General features: G+C 58.3%; 16 protein-coding genes and 1 pseudogene. 2 read left to right on the top strand and 15 right to left on the bottom strand.

The genetic code is table 11. From position 1 onward, the window contains the following. Positions 1-131: 131 nt before the first annotated feature. The 6 genes and pseudogenes from alsK to PGH32_RS01370 form a co-directional block, all read right to left on the bottom strand. Entirely contained in the window at positions 132-1,067 is a 936-nt protein-coding gene (gene alsK, locus PGH32_RS01395; protein WP_314418418.1) for an allose kinase, read from the bottom strand. Next, complete coding sequence (gene alsE, locus PGH32_RS01390) at positions 1,051-1,746, bottom strand: D-allulose 6-phosphate 3-epimerase (RefSeq protein ID WP_314418420.1); 696 nt, start codon at positions 1,744-1,746, stop codon at positions 1,051-1,053. Before alsE ends, alsK begins: the two co-directional genes overlap by 17 nt. A 10-nt stretch (positions 1,747-1,756) precedes the next feature. After that, positions 1,757-2,737: pseudogene (gene alsC, locus PGH32_RS01385) on the bottom strand (D-allose ABC transporter permease). Continuing rightward, on the bottom strand, positions 2,716-4,248 hold the full coding sequence (gene alsA, locus PGH32_RS01380) for a D-allose ABC transporter ATP-binding protein AlsA (RefSeq protein WP_337892989.1): 1,533 nt from the start codon (positions 4,246-4,248) through the stop codon (positions 2,716-2,718). The pseudogene alsC and the gene alsA overlap by 22 nt, the downstream one beginning before the upstream one ends. 26 nt (positions 4,249-4,274) lie before the next feature. Beyond that, positions 4,275-5,210 carry a D-allose transporter substrate-binding protein gene (gene alsB / locus PGH32_RS01375; RefSeq protein ID WP_314418425.1) on the bottom strand — a complete coding sequence of 312 codons (936 nt, stop codon included), beginning with the start codon at positions 5,208-5,210 and terminating at the stop codon, positions 4,275-4,277. A 61-nt stretch (positions 5,211-5,271) separates the two neighbouring features. Beyond that, on the bottom strand, positions 5,272-6,162 hold the full coding sequence (locus tag PGH32_RS01370) for a MurR/RpiR family transcriptional regulator (RefSeq protein ID WP_337892988.1): 891 nt from the start codon (positions 6,160-6,162) through the stop codon (positions 5,272-5,274). Between the two features lie 348 nt (positions 6,163-6,510). Between PGH32_RS01370 and rpiB the strand changes: the two genes are divergently transcribed. Next, the gene (gene rpiB, locus PGH32_RS01365; protein WP_337892987.1) at positions 6,511-6,960 is read left to right on the top strand and encodes a bifunctional allose-6-phosphate isomerase/ribose-5-phosphate isomerase RpiB; all 450 of its coding nucleotides are present in this window, start codon (positions 6,511-6,513) and stop codon (positions 6,958-6,960) included. 77 nt (positions 6,961-7,037) lie between these two features. Further along, on the top strand, positions 7,038-8,432 hold the full coding sequence (gene clcA / locus PGH32_RS01360; protein WP_337892986.1) for a H(+)/Cl(-) exchange transporter ClcA: 1,395 nt from the start codon (positions 7,038-7,040) through the stop codon (positions 8,430-8,432). A 95-nt stretch (positions 8,433-8,527) separates the two neighbouring features. Here clcA and PGH32_RS01355 read toward each other — a convergent pair whose 3' ends face one another. The 9 genes from PGH32_RS01355 to PGH32_RS01315 form a co-directional block, all read right to left on the bottom strand. After that, positions 8,528-9,814 carry an MFS transporter gene (locus PGH32_RS01355; protein ID WP_337892985.1) on the bottom strand — a complete coding sequence of 429 codons (1,287 nt, stop codon included), beginning with the start codon at positions 9,812-9,814 and terminating at the stop codon, positions 8,528-8,530. Between the two features lie 24 nt (positions 9,815-9,838). After that, positions 9,839-12,940 (bottom strand): beta-galactosidase, encoded by a 3,102-nt coding sequence (locus PGH32_RS01350; protein ID WP_443112731.1) that lies wholly within the window; start codon positions 12,938-12,940, stop codon positions 9,839-9,841. A gap of 69 nt (positions 12,941-13,009) precedes the next feature. Next, positions 13,010-14,158: a galactonate dehydratase gene (gene dgoD / locus PGH32_RS01345; RefSeq protein ID WP_337892984.1), complete on the bottom strand. Its 1,149-nt coding sequence runs from the start codon at positions 14,156-14,158 to the stop codon at positions 13,010-13,012. Then, on the bottom strand, positions 14,155-14,772 hold the full coding sequence (locus PGH32_RS01340; RefSeq protein ID WP_337892983.1) for a 2-dehydro-3-deoxy-6-phosphogalactonate aldolase: 618 nt from the start codon (positions 14,770-14,772) through the stop codon (positions 14,155-14,157). Before PGH32_RS01340 ends, dgoD begins: the two co-directional genes overlap by 4 nt. Next, a complete protein-coding gene (locus PGH32_RS01335; RefSeq protein WP_314418434.1) occupies positions 14,756-15,634 on the bottom strand; it encodes a 2-dehydro-3-deoxygalactonokinase in 879 nt (292 codons plus the stop codon). The genes PGH32_RS01340 and PGH32_RS01335 overlap by 17 nt, the downstream gene beginning before the upstream one ends. Next, on the bottom strand, positions 15,631-16,320 hold the full coding sequence (dgoR, locus tag PGH32_RS01330; protein ID WP_314418436.1) for a D-galactonate utilization transcriptional regulator DgoR: 690 nt from the start codon (positions 16,318-16,320) through the stop codon (positions 15,631-15,633). Before dgoR ends, PGH32_RS01335 begins: the two co-directional genes overlap by 4 nt. A gap of 405 nt (positions 16,321-16,725) precedes the next feature. Continuing rightward, on the bottom strand, positions 16,726-17,670 hold the full coding sequence (locus tag PGH32_RS01325) for an ROK family protein (RefSeq protein WP_337892982.1): 945 nt from the start codon (positions 17,668-17,670) through the stop codon (positions 16,726-16,728). Between the two features lie 102 nt (positions 17,671-17,772). Next, positions 17,773-18,951: a carbohydrate porin gene (locus tag PGH32_RS01320; RefSeq protein WP_337892981.1), complete on the bottom strand. Its 1,179-nt coding sequence runs from the start codon at positions 18,949-18,951 to the stop codon at positions 17,773-17,775. Between the two features lie 82 nt (positions 18,952-19,033). Then, complete coding sequence (locus tag PGH32_RS01315) at positions 19,034-20,944, bottom strand: BglG family transcription antiterminator (RefSeq protein WP_337892980.1); 1,911 nt, start codon at positions 20,942-20,944, stop codon at positions 19,034-19,036. Positions 20,945-20,948: the final 4 nt, after the last annotated feature.

The raw sequence follows: 20,948 nt of genomic DNA, 5'->3' as shown, positions 1-20,948 counted from the left end.
TGATTCGTCGTTCCCGGATTCTCCTTTAAGCCGATGAACGTCAGTCGGCTTCGAAACGCGTCGGTAATATAAAACGAAATACGGACCGGACAACCGCTACCTCAGACATCATTGACCTGGTGCAAGGTAAGCTAATTTAAAGCGGTTAAGTGCCGCGCCTGCGGAATAAATCGCCCGCACGCCAGGGTTGCCGCGCCCTGCGCGCCGTTGAAGTCCGAAGATGACGCGGCGATAAACCGCACCGCCTGATACGGCAGCGGGCGGCGCAGGTGCTGCTTTATCCGTTCAATCAGCGCCGGCCGCGGGAAGTCCACCATATCCATCACCCCGCCGCCGAGGATCACCGCGTCCGGGTCGAACAGGTTAATGCCGGTGGCAATCGCCCGCGCCGCGTGGGTAATCAGCTGCTGAACAAAAGGATCGTCTGCGGCGCGGGTAAAAATCTCGCCCATCGGGTAATCCCGCGGCTGCCGCGCGTACCAGTGCTGCAGCGCGATACCGGAGCAGACGGTTTCCAGGCAGCCCGGGTTGCCGCACGCGCAGTGCAGGGCCATATCGCCCTGCGGAATGTGGCCCAGCTCCCCCGCCACGCCGTGCGCGCCAAGGCAGGGCGCGCCGTTCAGCCAGATGGCAAAGCCCATCCCGGTCCCGAGGTAGGCCGCCAGCACTTCCTGCTGCGTCAGGCCGTTTTGCGCCACGTCGAAGGAGAGCTGCAGGTTCACGTCACGGGAAAATTCCACCGGGCAGCCCAGCACCGCTTCCAGCCTGTCGGCCAGATTATGCAATTCGCCTGCGGCCAGCGGCAGGTTGGGCGTGGAGATAACGGTGCGTTTATCTTTGCCCACCAGCGCCGGGAACCCCATCACCAGCCCGCAGCAGTGCGCTTTAAGCACGGCAAGCTGGCGCTGGATAAAATCGGCCACGCCGGTCGCCAACCCGGCGGCAATCACCTCCGCCGTGCGCCTTTTTTCACAGTTCAGCACCGTGCCGTCTGCCGCCATCAGGCAAAAGCGGATATGGGTGGCCCCCATATCCACTCCGGCGACCACATCACGCGGTATAGGCATGGGGCTTGACCTCTTTTTTCGCCGCCAGGATCTGGCTGGCCATCAGCAGCCACGCGTCGTCGATATTTTCCGCGTGATTAAACAGGCCGGAGCTGCCCACGATAAACACATCGGCCCCCGCCGCCATCAGCTGTTTGTAGGTGTTCTGGTTACAGGATCCGTCGATTTCAATTTCGTAGTGCAGCCCTTCCCGCTCGCGCAGGGTTTTCAGCTCGGCGATCTTCTCCAGCATTTCCGGGATAAACGGCTGCCCGGCAAAGCCCGGATCGACGGTCATCACGGTGATCTTATCGGCCCTGTGCAGATAGTATTTCATCGCCTCAACCGGCGTTTCCGGGTTGAGGATCAGCCCCACCTTCATTCCCAGGCGGCGAACCTCATCAATCAGGCGAAACGCCTGGCCGTTCAGGGTTTCCGGATGCAGGGTAATATAATCCGCGCCCGCCTGCGCCAGCGGGCTGATGTAGTCCTGCGGGCGGGTAACCATCAGGTGGCAGTCCAGCGGCCTGGTCGCCAGCTTTTTCACCTGGCCGACAAAGAACGGCGACAGGGTCAGATTGGGCACAAAGTGGCCGTCCATGATGTCGATATGGAAGTAGTCGGCATGCTGGTCAATAAACTCGATCTGCTCTTTGAATTTCAGCAGGTCCATACACATCAGGGAGGGAGAGATTTTCATTGTGTAATCCTTACTTGCTAATCAGTCTGTCGAGGGCGACGGCGGCGATGATCAATCCGCCCATCACCACCAGTTGGTAATAGGTTTGTACCTGCAGGATGTTGAGCCCGTTGTTGATGGTGCCGATGATCAGGCCGCCGATCACCACGGAGAAAATGCGCCCCTTGCCGCCGAAGAAGCTGGTGCCGCCGATAATGGCGCTGGCGATGGCGTAGGTTTCAAACCCCATGCCGGCCAGCGGTTCGGCGGCACCCAGACGGGCGGTAGACACCACGCCCGCCAGACCGGCGCAGACGCCGGAGATAATGAACACCACCAGCATGTGAAACTTCACGTCGATGCCGGAGTAGAACGCCGAGTTCTTGTTGCCGCCGAGGGCATAGATATTGCGCCCCAGCCGCATCCTCGTGGTCAGGAATCACAGCAGCACGGCGATAATCAGCGAGAAGATCACCGGTACGGGAATACCCAGCACGCTCGCGGCAAAGAAGTTGACGAAGTCGAAGGAGAAGCCGTAAACCGAGTTGGCGTCGGAAATCACCAGGGTGATGCCGCGGAAGATGGCGTTGGTGCCGAGGGTGATGATAAACGGATGCAGCCCCGTCCAGTTGACCAGGCAGCCGTTAATCGCCCCCAGCGCACCGCCCACCAGCACGCCGCCGATCAGCGCCGCCAGCACCGGATCGACGCCCGCCAGCATCAGTTTGGCGGTGACCATACCGGAAAGCGCGAGGATCGCCCCGACCGAGAGATCAATCCCCGCCACCAGGATGGCAAAGAACTCGCCCATGCCGATCAGCACCGTCACCGAACTCTGCACGAAGATCTGCGTGATGTTACTGGCGGTGAGGAAATACTCCGACGACAGCGTGCCGAAGATGGCGACGATTATCGCCAGGATAAAGAAGGTGCCGTATTTGTCCCAGAACTGCGCGAAGTTGAACGGCCTTTTCTCTGCCAGATCGCCCTTCACTCTTGTGGTAGTGCCCATGCCATAATCTCCTCTTCGCTCAGGTTGTCGCGATTGGTCAGAATTTGCGTCAGCCGCCCTTCGCAGAACACGGCGATGCGGTCGCAGACGGCGATAATTTCAGGAAGTTCGGAAGACACCATCAGAATGACCCTGCCCTCGTCGGCCAGCCCGCGCATCACCCTGTAGATTTCCGCCTTGGCACCGACGTCAATGCCGCGCGTGGGTTCGTCAAAAATGATCGCCTGCGGGTTGCAGCACAGCCATTTCGAGATAAGCACCTTCTGCTGATTGCCGCCGGAGAGTTCGGTGATGTTCTGCGCCACCGAGTGGCACTTGAGCGCCAGCAGCTGGCGCTGCGCTTCCGCCACGTCCCGCTCTTCGTTTTCGCGAAACAGCCCCATCGCGCCTTTATAGCCGCCGGATTTCAGGCTGTGGCTGATGGCCATGTTCTGCGCGATGGAGAAGTTGGGGAAAAAGCCGTTATCCCGGCGGCTTTCGGTGATGTAGGCCATGCCCTTTTTCACCGCGTCGAGCGGCGATCGCGGTGAAATATCTTTGCCGTTCAGGCGGATTTCCCCACTGCTGCGCTTGTCTACGCCGAACAGGCAGTCCATCAGCTCGGTGCGCCCGGACCCCACCAGTCCGGCAAAGCCCAGGATTTCGCCACGGCTGACGCTGAAGGAGATATCCCGCACTTTCTTACGGTCGCGGCTGGTGACGTTTTTCACTTCAAACACCGTGTCCCGCTCCACGTTGCCGGTGCTCTCTTCCATGTGGTTAAAGCGGTTTTGCAGCTCGCGCCCGACCATCAGATGCACAATGTCGTCGTTACTGACCTCGCTGACCCGGCCGGAGCAGACGCTGCTGCCGTCTTTCATCACCGTGTAGCGGTCGCAAATCCGCCGGATCTCCGCCAGCTTGTGGGAGATATAGACGATCGCCGTGCCCTCTTTACGCAGCTGATTCATAATCAGGAACAGGTAGTCGACCTCTTTGTTGGTCAGCGACGAGGTGGGTTCGTCCATGATGATCGCTTTGGCGTCGAGCATGAGGGTTTTGGCGATTTCCAGCATCTGCTTGTGGCTGATGGACAGGTTTGCCACCTTCTCTTCTAAATCCACTTTTAAGCCAATGCGCAGCAGCATCATCGCGGCCCGAACGCGCATCTCTTTCCAGTCGACAATATTTACGCCGCACACTTTTTTTGTCAGGTGACGGCCAATATATAAATTTTCCAGCACCGTTAATTCATCAATGACGCTCAGCTCCTGGTAAATAATACCGATACCCAACTTTGCCGCCATTTTATGGTCGAGCTTGTCGTAACTCGTTCCATTAATCGTAATCGTGCCTTTTGTCGGCGCGTGTATTCCCGACAGCACCTTCATTAACGTGGATTTACCTGCTCCGTTTTCCCCTAACAGCGCATGAATTTCATAGGGGAATATCGCTAAATCAACGGACTTTAAAGCGTGAACCGGACCAAAGGATTTGCCGATCCCCGCCATTGATATATATGGCGTAACCATCGCACTGACCTTTTATTAACTAGCGGTTATTTCGTGACCAGGATGGAATCCACCAGCGTAAATTCCGGGGTTTTATCCAGCGCAATCACCTTGCCGGATTTGGCGGCGTTTACCATCAGCTTCAGTCCGGTTGCGCCAATATCCGCCGGGTTCTGCGCCACGGTTGCCGTCATCAGCCCGGCCTCCACCATTTTGCGCGCTTCCGGGATGCCGTCGGTGCCCACCACCAGTACCTTGCCGGTTTTTCCCGCGTTCGCCACCGCCTGGGCCACGCCCATCGCCATGGTATCGTTAGCGCAGTAGAAGGCCTTCAGGTTGGGGTTACGCTGCAGTACGTTGGTCGCCACATCCAGCGCCTTAATACGGTCCCAGTCGGCGGGCTGGCTGGCAACCAGCTTGATCTGCGCGGCCTGTTTAAACGCGTCTGTGGCCCCGCTGCGGCGCGACTCGCCTGACGCATTCCCCGCTTTGCCTTCGATTATCGCCACCTCACCGCCTGCCGCACCGAGCTTCTCAATAATAAACGCCGCCCCTTTGGCCCCCACTGCGGTATTATCGGTGGTGACAAAGGCTTCCACGTTGCCGCCCGCCTTCTTCAGGTTATCCATATCGATCTTTTCGTCGATGTTCACCAGATAAATCCCTTTCTGCCAGGCGCGGGCCACGGGCATCACCAGATTCACCGAGGAGAGCGGCGCAAAGGCAATGCCCTTATATTTTTTATTACTGAGATCTTCAAACAGCTGGAGCTGCGACTGAAAATCGCCTTCCGAGGCCGATGCGAAAATATCCACGCTGACGCCCAGCGTTTTTGCTTCCTCCTCAATGCCCTTTTTCATATCCACCCAGAACGGATTGGATAAGGTTTTTAATATGACCGCATAGTCCGCGGCGGCAAAGACGTTGGCGGATAACATTAAGCCCATAGCGCAGCCGCTGAACAATTTCAGATATTTATTCATGAAAAGAGTCTCATTGTAGTGGTACGGGTTACCCGTCCCGTTGCGGGACGGGCTTATTTCATTACTTCAGCGCGCCGGGGGAAAAGAAATCCACTATTGCGCCGGTTTTTTGCATATTCAGTGTGGCCTGTTCAATATTCTGCTGCGCTACGGAAACAAATAACGCGTCCAGTAAAGTAAGCTGTAATATTCGCGCGGAGGCGTTGCGCCCTAATAGCGGCGTTTCCGGCGCGGGGGAACAAATAATATAATCTGCAAGCCTGGCGATGGGAGAATGATAGCTGTGGGTGATACAGATGATTTTCGCCCCGTTCTTTTTCGCCAGCTCTACGGCAGATTTCAGATCGTTGGTGCGACCGGAGTGGGAAACCACCAGCACCACGTCGCCCTCTTTCAGCAGCGAGGCGGACATCATCATGATGTGCGCGTCCTGATAGGCCTGGCAGCGCACGCCGATGCGTAAAAACTTGTGCTGGATATCGGCGCAGATGGCGTTCGACCCGCCGACGCCGTACAGATCGCGCTGTTTCGCCTGATAGAAAAAGCGCGCCGCGCGGTGGATTTCATCCACGTTAACAATCGACTGCCCTTCCATAATGGTGCGCAGGGTAATGTTAAACACCTTGTTGACCACATCCTGCGGCGCTTCATCAAACGCCAGCTCGGCGGGAAGCACCTGCTCCGACTGCGAAAAATAGTCAATCAGCGCCGCGCGGAGGTTGCGAAAACCGCTGAAGCCCAGCAGCTTCGCCACTTTGACGATCATCGCCTCCGACACCGTCAGCGCCTCCGCCACGTCCTTAATCGCCGGCGCATCGCTCAGGTTGCCCGGCTTCAGCAGCCAGTCAACGATGCGGCTTTCATTGTCGGTCATGCCTTCCTGCTTCATGCGCAGCCAGGGGGCAAGGCCAATCCCCTGGGGAAGCTCTTTTTCAAATTCAGAATGGCTCATCGCGCTCTTCTGTTCTGATGAATGATGACGACACTATAACACCACACTCGCGGCGTGAAATATGCTATCAACTTCACAATAATTTTAAATTCATAAAGTTTTAATTTTTGTGAAGTAACGCGTTCGCCTCATTTCAGCTAACCAGTTAATTTCAACAACTTATCTCACACCCCCTTATTATTACTCGAAAAACTTACGCCATCAGCTCACTACTTCACGGTTGAAATGGGGGAATCACCGGTGTAGAACAGAGCCAGGTCGGGATTTTATTGCTGAATTTTTGCGCTTTAATCCGCAGTTAATCACGAAAACCATTAATCCGTGAAGTTTACTGAAAAGGACGATCCTGTGAAAAAAATAGCATTTGGCTGCGATCACGTTGGCTTTATCCTCAAAGAGGAGATCCTCGCCCATCTTCGCAACCGGGGCGTGGAGGCGATCGACAAAGGCACCTGGAGCACGGAGCGTACCGACTATCCCCACTTTGCCCGGAGCGTCGCGCAGGCGGTTATCGGGGGCGAGGCGGAGGGCGGGCTGCTGATATGCGGAACCGGCGTGGGGATTTCGATCGCCGCCAACAAGTTTCCCGGCATCCGGGCGGTGGTGTGCAGCGAACCCTACTCCGCGCGTCTGTCCCGCCAGCATAACAATACCAACGTGCTGGCGTTCGGTTCGCGGGTGGTCGGCGGGGAGCTGGCAAAAATGATTGTCGACGCCTGGCTGGATGCGGAATTTGAAGGCGGCCGCCACCAGATGCGGGTAGAGGCGATTGCCGCGCTGGAGCAGCAGATTGATTAAGTTCGGGGAGTAACCTTTGAATCACGTGGTCAGTCGGTCTAGACTTCCGGGCATCTTCCCGCAACGCTTCGGAAATCATGAACCAGGAATCCCCAGCCGCTGTCAACGTGCCGCAATCGCTTCCTGCCCGCTACCGGATGTTTCGGGCATTACTTAATCGGGATAAAACGCCGGTCGCGGTGCTGATCTGCGCCGCCGTGGTCGGCACGCTGGCGGGCCTGGTCGGGGTGATTTTTGCCAAAATGGTGGAGGCGATTCAGCACTGGCGCGCCGTCAGCCTGACCGCCGAAACGCTGCCGGGCTGGCCGCTTTACCTCTGTGCCTTTGTCGTTTCGGCAGCGCTGGCGGCGCTGGGGTACTGGCTGGTCCGGCGGTTTGCGCCGGAGGCGGGCGGGTCGGGCATTCCGGAAATTGAAGGCGCGCTGGATGAGCTGCGCCCGGTTCGCTGGTGGCGGGTTATCCCGGTGAAGTTTTTCGGCGGTCTGGGCACCCTGGGTGCCGGGATGGTGCTGGGTCGTGAGGGGCCAACCGTGCAGCTCGGCGGCAATCTGGGCCGCATGGTGTTTGACCTGTTCCGGCTGAGGAGCGACGAGGCGCGGCACTCGCTGTTAGCCACCGGTGCCGCCGCCGGGTTGTCCGCCGCCTTCAATGCGCCGCTGGCCGGTATTCTGTTTATCCTGGAGGAGATGCGTCCCCAGTTCCGCTATAACCTGATCTCGATTAAAGCGGTGTTTATCGGCGTGATTATGGCCAGCGTCGTTTTTCAGCTGTTTAACGGCCAGCAGGCGCTGATTAATGTCGGCAGGCTGGCGGATGCGCCGGTGAACACGCTGTGGCTTTATCTGCTGCTCGGGGTGCTGTTTGGTGCGGTCGGCGTGTTGTTCAATAAGCTGATTTTCATCATGCAGGACGCCTGGGCGCGGGTTTATCAACGTCGGGTCTGGCGCGTGGTGCTGGTGGGAGCCGTTCTCGGCGGCGGCTGCGGCGTGATGACGCTACTGTTCCCGGCGATCGTGGGCGGCGGCAATCTGCTGATCCCAGAAGTCGCCTCCGGCGCGTTTTCGCTACAGATGCTGCTGTTGATCTTTATTCTGCGCCTGCTGACCACCCTGCTGTGCTTTGCTTCCGGCGCGCCCGGCGGGATTTTCGCCCCGATGCTGGCGCTGGGAACGGTGCTGGGCACCGCGTTTGGCATGGCCATGTCGCAGCTGTTTCCTCTGTATGCGCTACAGCCCGCCACCTTTGCCATCGCCGGTATGGGCGCGCTGTTCGCCGCGTCGGTCCGTGCACCGCTGACCGGGATAGTGTTAGTGCTGGAGATGACCGACAACTACCAGCTGATTCTGCCGATGATTATCACCTGCCTCGGCGCCACGCTGATGGCACAGTTCCTCGGCGGAAAACCGCTTTATTCCTCAATCCTGGCGCGGACGCTGGCCCGGCAGAGCGAGCAGTCAGCGGACGTAAAGTAACGCCCGGTTCAGCATTGGATCTGTCGTCATGTTGCATCGACAGGATTAATAACACCGGCGGCAGAATGCCCCCGGTGTTATTTTTTTTACCCGCGTTAAGGCGAAGAATGCTGCGGATCGCGGGTGTCCGGCTCCGCTTTTGCCGTTTTCGCTTCCGGCGGGGTGCCCTGCAGCAGGAAGAAGGAGAGCACGGTAAAGCACAGGGTGATGCAGCCGAGGAACAGGTAGGCCTTATGGAAGCCCATCGTGTCGTACATCTGGCCGACGTAAGAGGAGAGAAAAATCGCCGACACGTGTTTTGCCACGTTGAAGCCGACCAGATAGATGGTGGCCGACAGGCGCGGATCGAAGACCTTGTTGATGTATTTAAAGGTGCCGATGTACAGGAACGGCATCTCGAACATATGCAGGGTTTTCAGCAGCACCACTTCGACCGGCGTGGTGGCGATGGAGGATCCGAGGATGCGGACCGTCATTATCGCCCCGGCCAGCAGCAGCACCTTTTTCGCCCCCACCTTCCACACTACAAACGGCGCGATAAACATAATGCAGGCGTTCAGCAGTTCGCCGCCGGTGGTGACAAAACCGAACACCTGGTTGCCCCGCTGCGGATCGGCAAAGAAGCTTTTAAAGAAGTTAGCGAACTGCTGGTCGAAGACGTCATAGATACTGGCCACGCCCAGCACGTAGATTAAAAAGGCCCAGAAGCTCGGCAGCTTAAACAGGCTGAGAGCAACCGGAATGGAGATATCCCCTTTTTTACCGATGACCTCGATAATTTTCTCTTTCGATTCCGGCTCGGGGCGGGTAATGACCAGCAGCACCGCCAGGATCAGCGCAAAGCCGGAGGAGATCCAGAAGATGATGTCCGGGTTAACCCCCATCAGCATGCCGGTCAGCGAGGCGCACACCGCCCAGCCAATGCAGCCGGAGGTGCGCACCTTACCGTATTCGAAGTTATTGGCGCGGCTGACCTTTTCAATATAGGCATCCACCGCGCCGGACCCGCCGGAAAAAACGAACCCCAGATAGATCCCGCCCACCACGCCGCCGAGATAAATGCTCTCCGCCAGCAGCGGTTTAAACACCAGCAGGAAAAACGGCGCAAAGCAGACCAGACCGGCGACAATCACCCACAGCAGGTGCTTGCGCAGACCCAGCCTGTCGGTGATGTAGCCGAAGAGAAACTGGAACAGAATGCCGAAAAACGCCACGCAGGAGAACACGATGCCGGTTTCGGTTTTGGTCAGATGATTGACGTCCGCCAGCCAGACCGGAAAGAACGGAAAGTAGGCGGACATAATAAAGTAGTAAAAGAAAAAGAAGAGGAAAAACGAAATAAAGTTCTTTTTCTCAGCGGGGTTCAGAGTACCGATGTTCATAGGTTCACCTTTACGATCGGATCATTATTGTTGTTGTGAGAAGGCGATAGTGACGCTGTAGCGCCAGTGGTTTTCCGTGAGTTGATCCGCTTCCGGCACGATGTTGGTGGTCCAGGAGTCATCGCCGCCGATCCCCATATGGCGCGCGTCGATATTGACCCAGACGCCGGGTTCCTCGCGCAGTAAATGCCGGTGACTGACCTCCTTCAGCTGGCGGGTACCGTAGCGCTGCAGGGAGAAATGAAACTCGCCGCGCAGGTGAAACTCGCCCCAGCTCAGCTCGCGGGTGCGGGTACGCAGGCCGTTTTCGCAGGGGAAGATGTACGGCGTGGACATCGCTTCCAGCGGCAGGGTCCAGCGCGAGTAGCGTGCGGAGGCGGCGCGGTCGGGATAGTTTTCCCACGGGCCGTTGCCGAGCCAGGATACCGGGGCCTGGCGGTCGGCAAGCTGGGCGGTAATGCCAATTCGCGCCAGCGGCGGCAGCGAGGCGGCACGGCTGCCCTCCACCGTCAGGTGCAGCTGACCTTCTCCGTCGAAGCGCAGGTGCCAGCGGCTGGCAATCACCGGCCTGCCGTTAGCCCACCAGTGCAGATCGGCGACGATCTGCACGCTGTCATCCAGCTGCTGTGCCGAGCAGCTCACGCACTCGCTTTCCATGTCGTACAGACCGGCGCGGCGCCAGCGCACGGCCCAGGCATCCGGCTGTTCCTGGCCCAGTTCGCTGGTGCCGATGTCGTTATCCAGCGGTGCGCGCACAAACTGATCGCGGAACGGCGTCAGCAGCTGCGGCTCGCCGTCCAGCCAGCACTGCGTCAGCTGCCCCTGTACGCGGTTAAACGCCCAGCGGCGGCTGCCGGCGGTGACGTAATAGCACTCGCCCGCTTCGCTAAGCTGAACATCACCGCTCACCCGCGGCGGCAGCGCCAGCCAGTCGGACGGCAGCGCTACCTGCTGCCATGCTGCCACGTGCCCCGCCTCGCTCCACGGCGTGGCGTTCGGCTGGCGGACCTCCAGCAGTAAACTCAGCTCGGGTAACTGACGGAAGGCGGAGAGATCGCAGGGCAGCGCCAGCCGGACGCGGCCTTCCGGGGCGATATCCAGCGCGATTTCCCCCTGCGCCACCTCCACGCCCCGGCTTTGTAGCGACCAGTACAGCGTTTCGTTGTCCGTTGTGCGGAACTGATATTCGCTGACCACCTCAATTTCCAGCGGCTGGCTGCTCACCAGGCCGCAGTGGAAATACTGCTGAAGGTACTTCACTTCATACAGCGCCGGATGCGGAGTGCGGTCCGGGAACAGCAGCCCGTTGAGGCAGAACTGCTTATCGTTCGGCGTATCGCCAAAATCGCCGCCGTAGGCGTAGTGCGGCACGCCGTTGTCATCTTTGCGGATCAGCGCCTGATCCATCCAGTCCCAGAGGAAGCCGCCCTGCAGGCGCGGATACTGGCGGAAGGCCTGCCAGTATTTTTCAATGCCGCCCAGGCTGTTGCCCATGCCGTGGGTGTATTCGCAGAGGATCAGCGGCCGCTGTTCGCCGGGCAGGCCAATCCATTTTTTGATCGCCCATTTCGGCACCGCCGGGAACGGCTGGTCCTCATCAACCCGGGCATACATCGGGCAGACGATATCGGTCGACGAGGTTGCCGCGCCGCCGCCTTCGTACTGTACGGGCCGCGTCGGATCGTTTTTCTTCACCCAGTGATAGAGCGCCTCGTGCGAGCTGCCGATGCCGGATTCGTTACCCAGCGACCAGATAATAATCGCGGGGTGGTTGCGGTTGCTGTGTACCATCCGCGTAACCCGGGCGGAGAAGGCGTGGAGCCACTCCGAATCCTCCGCCAGACGCCGCATCGGGATCATCCCCTGGGTTTCAATGTTCGCTTCATCCACCACGTACAGGCCGTATTCATCACAGAGTTCGTACCAGCGGGACTGGTTGGGATAGTGCGAGCAGCGCACGGCGTTAAAGTTGTTCTGCTTCAGCAGCAGGATGTCCTGCAGCATGGCGGCCTCATCCACCGCCTGCCCCAGCGCCGGGTCATGCTCATGGCGGTTAACGCCACGAACCAGCAGCGGCTTACCGTTGATTTTCAGCAGGCCGTCAGCAATCTCCACGCGGCGAAAGCCGGTATTCCACGCTTCGCTCTCCACGACCTGACCGTTCGGGTCCAGCAGCGTGGCGGTCAGCCGATAGAGGTGCGGCTGCTCCGCGCTCCACAGCCGCGGGTTGTTAAGCCGCAGGCGGGTGTCCAGCCGCTCGCGCCACGTGCCGCGGGCATCAATTTTTTGCGTGCCGAAGGTGACGGTTTTTTGCACGCAGATCCGTTCGCCCTGCCAGAGCGTCAGCTTCATCGCCCAGGCTTCCGGTTCGCTAATTTCCCCGCCCAGCGTGGCCTGAATGTGCAGATGTCCGGTATCGAAATCGTCGTTAAGGTACGGGCTGATAATCACATCGGCCAGATGCGCGGCGGGCCGGTGCTGTAGCCAGACCGGGCGGAAAATCCCGCTCATTCGCCACATATCCTGGTCTTCCAGCCAGGTGCCCACGCTCCAGCGCATCACCATCACGCAGAGGCGGTTTTTCCCCGGCTTCGCCCACCGGCTCAGCGAGAACTCCGCCGGCAGCCGGCTGTCCTGTGAATAGCCGACCCAGTTGCCGTTGCACCATAAATGAAACGCCGAGTTCACGCCGTCAAAAATAATATTGACGTCACCCTCAGCCAGCCAGCTTTCGTCTATTTCTACGGTGGTGGCATAGCAGCCCGTCGGGTTATTTTGCGGAACCTGCGGCGGCGTGGAGTTAATGGGATAGGTGACATTGGTATAGATGGGAATATCGTAGCCCTGTACCTGCCAGTTAGACGGCACCGGGGTTTTATTTTCCGCTTCATCGCTATATTCCAGCCAGCGGGCCGGAACCTGCTCCGGATTATCATACAGGGTAAATTCCCACTGGCCGTTGAGGCAGCGGCGGTTAGGCGAGGCGCGATTATCACGGGCCTCCCGCTCGCTGCGCCAGCTGTTCATCCGCGCATGGGCGGGTAACCGATTCAGATGGGTAATAACCAGATTCTGCCAGTCCTGACGCTTTATTATTTCTGCAAAAGCGCTGCTATATTCGCTCATTTTTATTCCCGTTATATTGCGGACGGTGAGAGTGCTTAATTAAACAAAAAGGGAGGGATATTTATTTGATTACCACTCGGCAACCACGCCATCCTGTAAACGCCACAGCGGATTTCGCCAGTCGGGTGCGGTTTTACTCATTTCAATCACTTTGGCTTCATCAATTTCCACACCCAGGCCCGGCTTCATTAACGGTTTAAAGAATCCGCTCTGCATGGCGAAGTCCTCTTTGTTTTTCACAAAGTCGAGAAGCTCCGCGCCCCGGTTGTAGTGAATGCCCATGCTCTGCTCCTGGAAGACGGCGTTATAGGAAACGAAGTCAACGTGCAGACAGGCGGCAAGGGCAATCGGCCCCAGCGGGCAGTGCGGAGCCAGCGAGACGTCATAGGCTTCGGCCATCGCGGCAATTTTGACGCACTCGGTAATGCCGCCCGCGTGGGAGAGATCGGGCTGTAAAATAGCCAGGCCGCCGGCTTCCAGCACGCGCTTAAACTCAAAGCGGGAATACATGCGCTCACCGGCGGCAAGCGGAATGGCGGTCTGCGCCGCCAGCCGCGGATAGTATTCCGCCTGCTCGGCCAGCACCGGCTCTTCAATAAACAGCGGGCGATACGGCTCCAGCTCTTTAATCAGCACTTTCGCCATCGGCGCGCTCACCCGTCCGTGGAAGTCCAGCCCGAACTCAATCTGATTGCCGAAGGCTTCACGGATTTGCGCCACGGTGTTCACCGCCGCATCCACCGCGCGGGAGCTGTCGATCATACCCATCTCTTCGCAGCCGTTGAGCTTGAAGGTGTCAAAGCCGATCGCGCGCAGCCGGTTGATGCCGTCAATGACGTCCGCCGGGCGATCGCCGCCCACCCAGCTGTAGGCCTTCATTTTGTCGCGCACCTGCCCGCCCAGCAGCTGCCAGACCGGAGCATTCAGCACCTTGCCTTTGATGTCCCACAGCGCCTGGTCGATCCCGGCGATGGCGCTCATCAGGATCGGGCCGCCGCGATAAAACCCCGCGCGATACATCACCTGCCACAGATCGTTAATGCGTGCCGGATCCTGACCAATCAGATAATCGCCCAGCTCGTGTACGGCCGCTTCCACCGTGCGGGCGCGCCCTTCAATAACCGGTTCGCCCCAGCCCACCACGCCCTCATCCGTTTCGATCTTCAGGAACATCCATCGCGGGGGCAAACGCCAGGTGGTGATTTTGGTAATCTTCATTGCACAGCCTCTCTATACGCGTTAACAAATGCGGCAGCCTGCCGCGCGGTCTGCGCCACCGGCTGACCGGCGCGATACAGATCGCTACCCAGCCCGGCACCGGTGCAGCCCGCACCGATCCACTGCGCCAGGTTCTCCGGCGTGACGCCCCCCACGGCAAATACGGGCACCCCGGCCGGGAGGACGGCCTTCAGCGCCCTGATGTAGTCCGGCCCGAACGCCGATGACGGAAAAATTTTCAGCCCGTGCGCGCCCGCCTCCAGGGCGGTGAACGCCTCGGTGGCGGTGGCACAGCCGGGGTAGACCGTCATGCCGTGGTCCACCGCGCGGCGGATCACCCCGGGGTGGGTATTCGGCGTAACGACCAGGCGGCAGCCCATCGCCGCCAGCGCGTCGACCTGCTCCGGCTGAAGAACCGTGCCCGCCCCCACCCGCGCTCTGCTGCCAAACGCCTTCACGATGGCGGGGAGGCTTTGCTGCCAGCGCGGCGAGTTCAGCGGGATTTCAACCATGTCGAAACCGGCCTCAATCACCGCCTCAACGTGCGCCAGCGCCTCTTCCGGCGTGATACCGCGCAGGATGGCGATAAGGGGTAGTTCAGATTGCCACTGCATAAGCGATGCTCCTTATTCCTGCCTGAAATGCCGTGTCGCCCTCCACCACCGTGACCTTTCGCCCGAGGGTGCCCAGCGCCTGCCGGTAGCGCGCGGCCAGGCTGTCCCCGGCCACCAGCGTGATGGCCTGCTGGCCGGGGAAGGCTTCCGCCATCGCGGCCACTTCGGCGCCGATCAGCACACCGGATAAAAACTCGCTGACCTGTTCACGCGGCAGTGCGCCGAGCACGTGCGCCGCGCGAACTTCGAACAACGACGGCAGCACGGCAGGGTCGTTCAGGCCGCGTTCCAGCCCGACGGTAAAGGTCTGTGGAGCGATGATCTGCGGCGGCAGCCCCGCACCCACCAGCGTGTGGCGCAGCAGGACATCGTGCAGTTCACCGGTCATCAGGGTACGAAAATCGGTGATGCGGTCGCCGTCGGCCTGTACCCATTTACTGTGGGTGCCCGGCAGGACGTAAAGAGAGGAAGGGGCCAGCTGATGCGCGCCAAGAAGCTGCGTTTCTTCTCCGCGCATGACGTTGTGGTTGTCGCCGCGATTCACGCTCAGACCGGGGACGATCCACACCGGGCCGGTAACGTGGGTCAGCCGGTCGGCGATGCCGTTCAGCGACACCGGCACAGGCAGGTACGGTGCCTCTTTCCAGCCGACGTTGCTCCCCACCATGCCCGCCATGACGATCGGCGTGTCGCTGTCGCACCAGCCGTGGGTCATCTCCGCTAACACCGCCTGCGGGGTTTGACCATTCAGGCGCGTAATGCCCTGTTGTGAGTGCCTGCTTTGCGTTGCGGTGCCGTTCAGGCAGAGCCAGGCGCGCAGGTTGGTCGAACCCCAGTCAATGGCGATGTAGCGAGATGTCATGTAATTTCCTTTAGCCTTCGTGTAGAGCTGGCGATCATCGTCAGCGCCGCCTGTTCTGCCGCATCGCTGTCCTGATGGCGAATGGCATCAAACAGCGTTTTATGTTCCTGGAGCGTTTTTGGCATATTGGCCTCATCGCCCATCCAGGTGCGTTCAAATACCGCCCGCTGTAGCGAACTGATCGCCACGCCCAGCTGCTGGAGCACCGGGTTATGCACTGCGGCGAGTACCGCTTCGTGATAGCGGATATCGGCTTCGTTAAACGCATCCCGATCCTGGTTGTTGGCGATCATCTCGTTGAGCGCCGATTCGATTTGCGCCAGGTCGCTGGAGGTGGCTCTCTCGGCGGCCCAGCGGGCAATCGACGGCTCCACCAGGTTTCGCACTTCGCTCATTGCGCCAATCAGGCGCGGGTCATAGTCCTGCTCCAGCACCCACTGCAGTACGTCGGTATCGAGGTAGTTCCACTGGTTGCGCGGCGCAACATACGCGCCGCGATAGCGCTTCACTTCAATCAGCCGCTTCGCCATCAGCGAACGAAACACTTCACGAATGATATTGCGTGAGGTTTCAAACTCTTCGCACAGCTCGGCCTCTGCCGGAAGCGATGCCCCGGGCACATACTTTCCGCCAACGATCTGTCGGCCCAGTTCTACTATCAGTCGGTCGGTTTTGTTCAGGGTCATGGTGTGTCCTTTGCGTCATTGTCCTGAGGTACTTTACCCTGAATGCCCGTTTTCCCCACACGATTGCAGTACAAATGCGATCGGGTTCGCCTTACGATGCGACGGATTGTAGTACGAACTAATTAAGTTGTACTACAATATGGATCACAAAAAGAGCAATTCCTGTTGAAAATTCACAGACGACTGATGGAGGAATGCTGTAACGGGAGGAGAGATAAGGCTTAAGAAAAATGAGGAGATTACCGCGATCGCAGCCACTTCCTGGCTGAAGCGGCAAGGCATGAGCTGTCAGCCGGATCCTGAGGTCCGGCCTTTGGCGTGTTACTCCCTGTCCACCAGCAGCAACGTGCCATAGCTGCCCGGCGGAACGCGGTGTGCCACCGCAGCGACCTCAGTGAATTGAGGTTACTCGGTGTTAGCCGCAGTGAGCCTGGGCGCATCGGTCTGCGATCGAATAGCCAGCCAGGCCGCGCCGCGCATGCCGCTGCTGTCGCCGTGCTGCGCCACCACGATCGGGGTGAGGAAGCGATCGGTAAATACCCGCTCGCCGGTGGCGTCCGCCAGCCCTTCCAGCAGCAGCGGTTCATTCGACAGCCCGCCGCCGAGCACAATCACGTTCGGGTCGACGATATTGACGAGGGTCGCCAGCAGGCGCGCCAGCTGACTTTTGAAACGGACAATCTGCATCAGCGCGTGGGGATCGCCCTGCTGCGCCAGCCCGATGATCTCCGGTGCCGTGCGCTGCTCACCGGTCAGCCGGAAATAGCGTTCCGCCAGCCCGGTGCCGGAGACAAACGACTCCGCGCAGTTCTGCCTGCCGCAGTAGCAGACAGCCAGCGGGCCGTCCTGCCGTTCATCGTAGCCTGGCAGCGTGATGTGGCCGCATTCCGCCGCATTGCCCCACGCTCCGGCAAACACCTGCTGTTTTATCGCCATCCCGCCGCCGCAGCCGGTGCCCAGGGTGACGCCGAACACCACCTCTGCGCCCTTCGCGGCGCCATCGCAGGCTTCCGACAGCGCAAAGCAGTTGGCGTCGTTGGCGATGACCACCGTGGTGCCCAGCCGCTGTTCCAGATCGGTTTTCAGATCCTGGCCGTTAAGCACCAGGATATTCGAATTTTTTATTTTCCCACTGGCGGGTGAAATACCGCCGGGCAGCGCCATGCCGATGGCTAACGGTCGCTGGCTCTGCAGCCGTATTTTCGCCACAAAATCGCACAGCTCATTAATAAATGCCGGATAGTCGCTTTTTACCGTTGTTCGCCGGTAGCGGGCTGTTTCCTCGCCGGCGGCATTCATCACTACCGCCGCCATTTTGGTGCCGCCAATATCCAGACCGAGATAATGCATAGTTTCTCCCCAGTGAAGGTTATTCCCGTGCGCCGCCGTTATTCAGGCAGCCAGCGGCCTGCGCGGATAACTGTCGCGCACGGGAAAGCGATTTAATTTAAATCAGAAGTGGTATTTAAATCTTACGCGCGCGCCATAGCGATCTTTATCATCACCCTGTTCATTGTCCATGCTGAGCCTGGACCAGTAGGCACCTAAATAAACGTCAAAGTTATCCATTTCCATCACGCTGCGAATACGATACGAGGCGTGGACGGTGTGAATATCATATTTCCCCAGAATCACCTCGTCGGCATTAACGATATCGGTGTTGGCAAAATTAAATTTCTGTACGTCGTTTTTCGCGTAAATATAGCCCAGCTCAAAATCATGCCACAGGGCGTTGGTTCCGGCGCTGAAGTCTTTCTCGTCGGTGGCATCCAGATAAGCGGTACTGAGGTTAAATACCACGCCGTCGTCCGGGTTCGTTTTCTGCCCGTTCCAGCTGAAGGTGGCGCCGTAGCCGTTACGTTTTGACTGGTCGTTAAAGTTGCCGTTGGCGTCGTTGTAGCCGTAGGCATTGCTGACCACGTTGGTTTCCATGGCGATCGCCGCTGTCACGTCATTCACCGTATAGGCAACGATCGGGCGCAGATAGATAACGTTCTTTTTATTCTCCAGCGCGTTGCCGTGATAGGCCTGATCCTGGAACAGTTTGGTGCCGTCGCTGGCGAAGGTGTTCAGTTCAAAGTAGAACGGCCCGCTCATTTTACTCAGCTGGATCGCGCCGCCGGCGCTGCTGCGGCCACGGCCCTCTTTCATCATATAGATGTAGCCAAAGCCGTCATCATAGAGGTTGTTTGCCGTGTTGCCGGAGTACTCAATCAGCGTATCCTGGTTAAGCGGGAACATATCGAAGGCTTCGTAGCGCCCCACTTTCACTTTCCAGTCTTTCTCCTGGCCGAAGAAGAAGGCGGCATCGTCAAGATTCATATTGCCGGAAAGATCGGCCAGCGGCTGCACGGTGAATCCGGCAAATTTATTATTCGCCACGCTGCGATAGCCGTCCACGCCGAGTAAAATACGGCCGTTGACGTCCCAGCGTTCGGTATTGCCGGCATTCCAGTTATTGCCTGAATTAGTGCGCAGCGACGTTAACTGGCCGGTTTTACTCGCGGCATCCACGTTAAACTCCACGTCGCCATAGAATTTCAGGCTGCCTTCCGGCGTATCCACGGTGACTGCAGAAATAGCCGGAACGGAAAACAGGAATAGACTACAGAGATAATGATTAAATTTCATTATTAGTTCCTTTCTTATTTTAATCGGATTGGGTTTTTATTATTTAATTTGCCATCAATATTTATAATTCTGCCTTTCTTTTTTAAATGAAATACCTCCCGGATAAACACATGAAATCGGCAAAGGTGCCGGACGCGCTTAATTTGTCGATGATGTCATCATCAAGAATATTGGTCAGATAGTCGTAAATAATCATACTGTCGACAAAGGCGTCTTCACTGATTGCCAGCATGAAAACCAGTTTCACCACTTTTCCCGCATCCCATTCGATACCCTGCGGGAATACCGCCACGGTGACCTGAGTGGTGGAGGCGACCAGCCCCATCGGGTGAGGAATGGCGATTTTATCCGCCAGCAGCGTGGAGGCGTGCGCTTCACGCTCCACCACAGACGGTAAATAGCGGGCGTCCACTTTACCGGTGGACTCCAGCCGCCGGGCAAGGAAGGTAATCAGCGAGTCCTTGTTATGCTCGGACGGGCCGAAGATAAAGAAATGCGCCGGTGAGAAATAGTTCATCACCGTATCCGCCGGGGAGCGATGATTGGTCAGGTAGTATTTGATGTTCTCCAGCTGCCAGCGTTCCGGCAGCGCGGGCAGATTAATCACCTTCCGGTTTTTTTCCACCACCGGCACCATGCTGATCACCACGTCCTCGGCGATGTGTTCCATCGCTTTGTACTGCTGAACGGAAATCGGCTCGCCAATCGCCATATTGGGGTACATACGCACAATCCGCTGGCAGACGATCCGCGTGGAGGCCATGCCCTGATCGCTGACGATCAGCGCGCTGACCGCGCTGCCCTGGTGCTGATAAAGGGTATCTTCCAGCACCGCACCGATGTGCATCACCAGATAACCGATCTCATCGTCGCTCAGCCTGCCGGTGAAAAAGTTATCCAGCTCGCTGAAGGCGGTCAGGGTCATTTCGTACATCAGCGGATAGTGGCGCTTAATCTGGTCCAGCAGCGGATTGATAATGGTGATGCCGTGATTCACCCGGGTGCGCATCGCCTTAATGTGATTCAGCAGGTTCTTTTTCGACTGCTCGTCGTAGCTGACGTCGCAGTACCAGACGGAACTGACGTAGCTTAAAAAATGGTTCATCACCGTCAGTTCGGCGTCGTAGCAGCGATCCGGCAGATCGCTGTCGCCGTTGACCGAGCAGAATGCCGACAGGTTCATGGCCATATAGTTAACTTCACCCGGCGTTGCGCTGCCGGATTGATCCGCCAGCAGCAGCTGCAGAACCTGAAGGGCAACGGGCCTCCACAGGGTTTCGCACTGGCTGAAATCGTAATCCTGCAGCCAGTTGCCGCCGCGCATTCTCTCCAGCGCAATGCCGCAGCAGAGCGTAAAGGAGCGCAGATTCACGTCGCTGAAGCGCAGCTGATTATTGACCAGCAGCTGGCTGAGTGCGTTTTTGATTTCGGAGAACCCGCTGTCGGCAGCAAACAGTTCGCGGTAATCACTCTCCGTTTCCGTTGAGCGCAGCAGATGATCGTAGATGCAGCGGCGGATATTGACCTCATCCCCGGCGATCCTCAGCCGTTCGTTACCCACCGGGTTAATCGCAATCTGGTAGAAGGCGAAGTGGCGTTTCAGCAGCGCCACGTCGTTTTTCAGGCTGTAGATGCTGATAAACCAGTCCGACTCCAGCGCTTCCAGCGCGACATATCCCTGCTGACGCAGCAGCAGCGCCATCAGCTGCTTTCTGCGGTCCGCCGCGGATCGCGTCTGGTTAACCGGCCTGTCGGACTCTTCCAGCAGAGCGTGATAGCTGGCGGGGTCGTCGCATTTCACCTCGAACCCCGTTTTGCGATCGTAGAGGAGACTGATGCCGTAGCGGGGGATGATATCGCTTAACTCTTTCAGATCGCTGCGGATGGTGCGCGTTGACACGTTCATTTCTTTGGCAAGAAACGCCTGCGTCGCCGGACCTTTGGCAATCTGTACGAAAATATCTCTGACCCGTTTATTGGTGAACAGTCTCATAGTT

This window comes from Erwinia sp. SLM-02 (assembly GCF_037450285.1).
Lineage (GTDB): Bacteria > Pseudomonadota > Gammaproteobacteria > Enterobacterales > Enterobacteriaceae > Erwinia.
The sequence above is the reverse complement of the archived record's forward strand: the minus strand, read 5'-3'. Positions and strand labels throughout refer to the sequence as shown.

Excerpts from the sequence above, each read along its gene's own strand:
- alsK (WP_314418418.1), bottom strand. The coding sequence starts at position 1,067 with ATGCCTATACCGCGTGATGTGGTCGCCGGAGTGGATATGGGGGCCACC.
- alsE (WP_314418420.1), bottom strand. The coding sequence starts at position 1,746 with ATGAAAATCTCTCCCTCCCTGATGTGTATGGACCTGCTGAAATTCAAA.
- alsA (WP_337892989.1), bottom strand. The coding sequence starts at position 4,248 with ATGGTTACGCCATATATATCAATGGCGGGGATCGGCAAATCCTTTGGT.
- alsB (WP_314418425.1), bottom strand. The coding sequence starts at position 5,210 with ATGAATAAATATCTGAAATTGTTCAGCGGCTGCGCTATGGGCTTAATG.
- PGH32_RS01370 (WP_337892988.1), bottom strand. The coding sequence starts at position 6,162 with ATGAGCCATTCTGAATTTGAAAAAGAGCTTCCCCAGGGGATTGGCCTT.
- clcA (WP_337892986.1), top strand. The coding sequence starts at position 7,038 with ATGAACCAGGAATCCCCAGCCGCTGTCAACGTGCCGCAATCGCTTCCT.
- PGH32_RS01355 (WP_337892985.1), bottom strand. The coding sequence starts at position 9,814 with ATGAACATCGGTACTCTGAACCCCGCTGAGAAAAAGAACTTTATTTCG.
- PGH32_RS01350 (WP_443112731.1), bottom strand. The coding sequence starts at position 12,940 with ATGAGCGAATATAGCAGCGCTTTTGCAGAAATAATAAAGCGTCAGGAC.
- dgoD (WP_337892984.1), bottom strand. The coding sequence starts at position 14,158 with ATGAAGATTACCAAAATCACCACCTGGCGTTTGCCCCCGCGATGGATG.
- PGH32_RS01340 (WP_337892983.1), bottom strand. The coding sequence starts at position 14,772 with ATGCAGTGGCAATCTGAACTACCCCTTATCGCCATCCTGCGCGGTATC.
- PGH32_RS01335 (WP_314418434.1), bottom strand. The coding sequence starts at position 15,634 with ATGACATCTCGCTACATCGCCATTGACTGGGGTTCGACCAACCTGCGC.
- dgoR (WP_314418436.1), bottom strand. The coding sequence starts at position 16,320 with ATGACCCTGAACAAAACCGACCGACTGATAGTAGAACTGGGCCGACAG.
- PGH32_RS01325 (WP_337892982.1), bottom strand. The coding sequence starts at position 17,670 with ATGCATTATCTCGGTCTGGATATTGGCGGCACCAAAATGGCGGCGGTA.
- PGH32_RS01320 (WP_337892981.1), bottom strand. The coding sequence starts at position 18,951 with ATGAAATTTAATCATTATCTCTGTAGTCTATTCCTGTTTTCCGTTCCG.
- PGH32_RS01315 (WP_337892980.1), bottom strand. The coding sequence starts at position 20,944 with ATGAGACTGTTCACCAATAAACGGGTCAGAGATATTTTCGTACAGATT.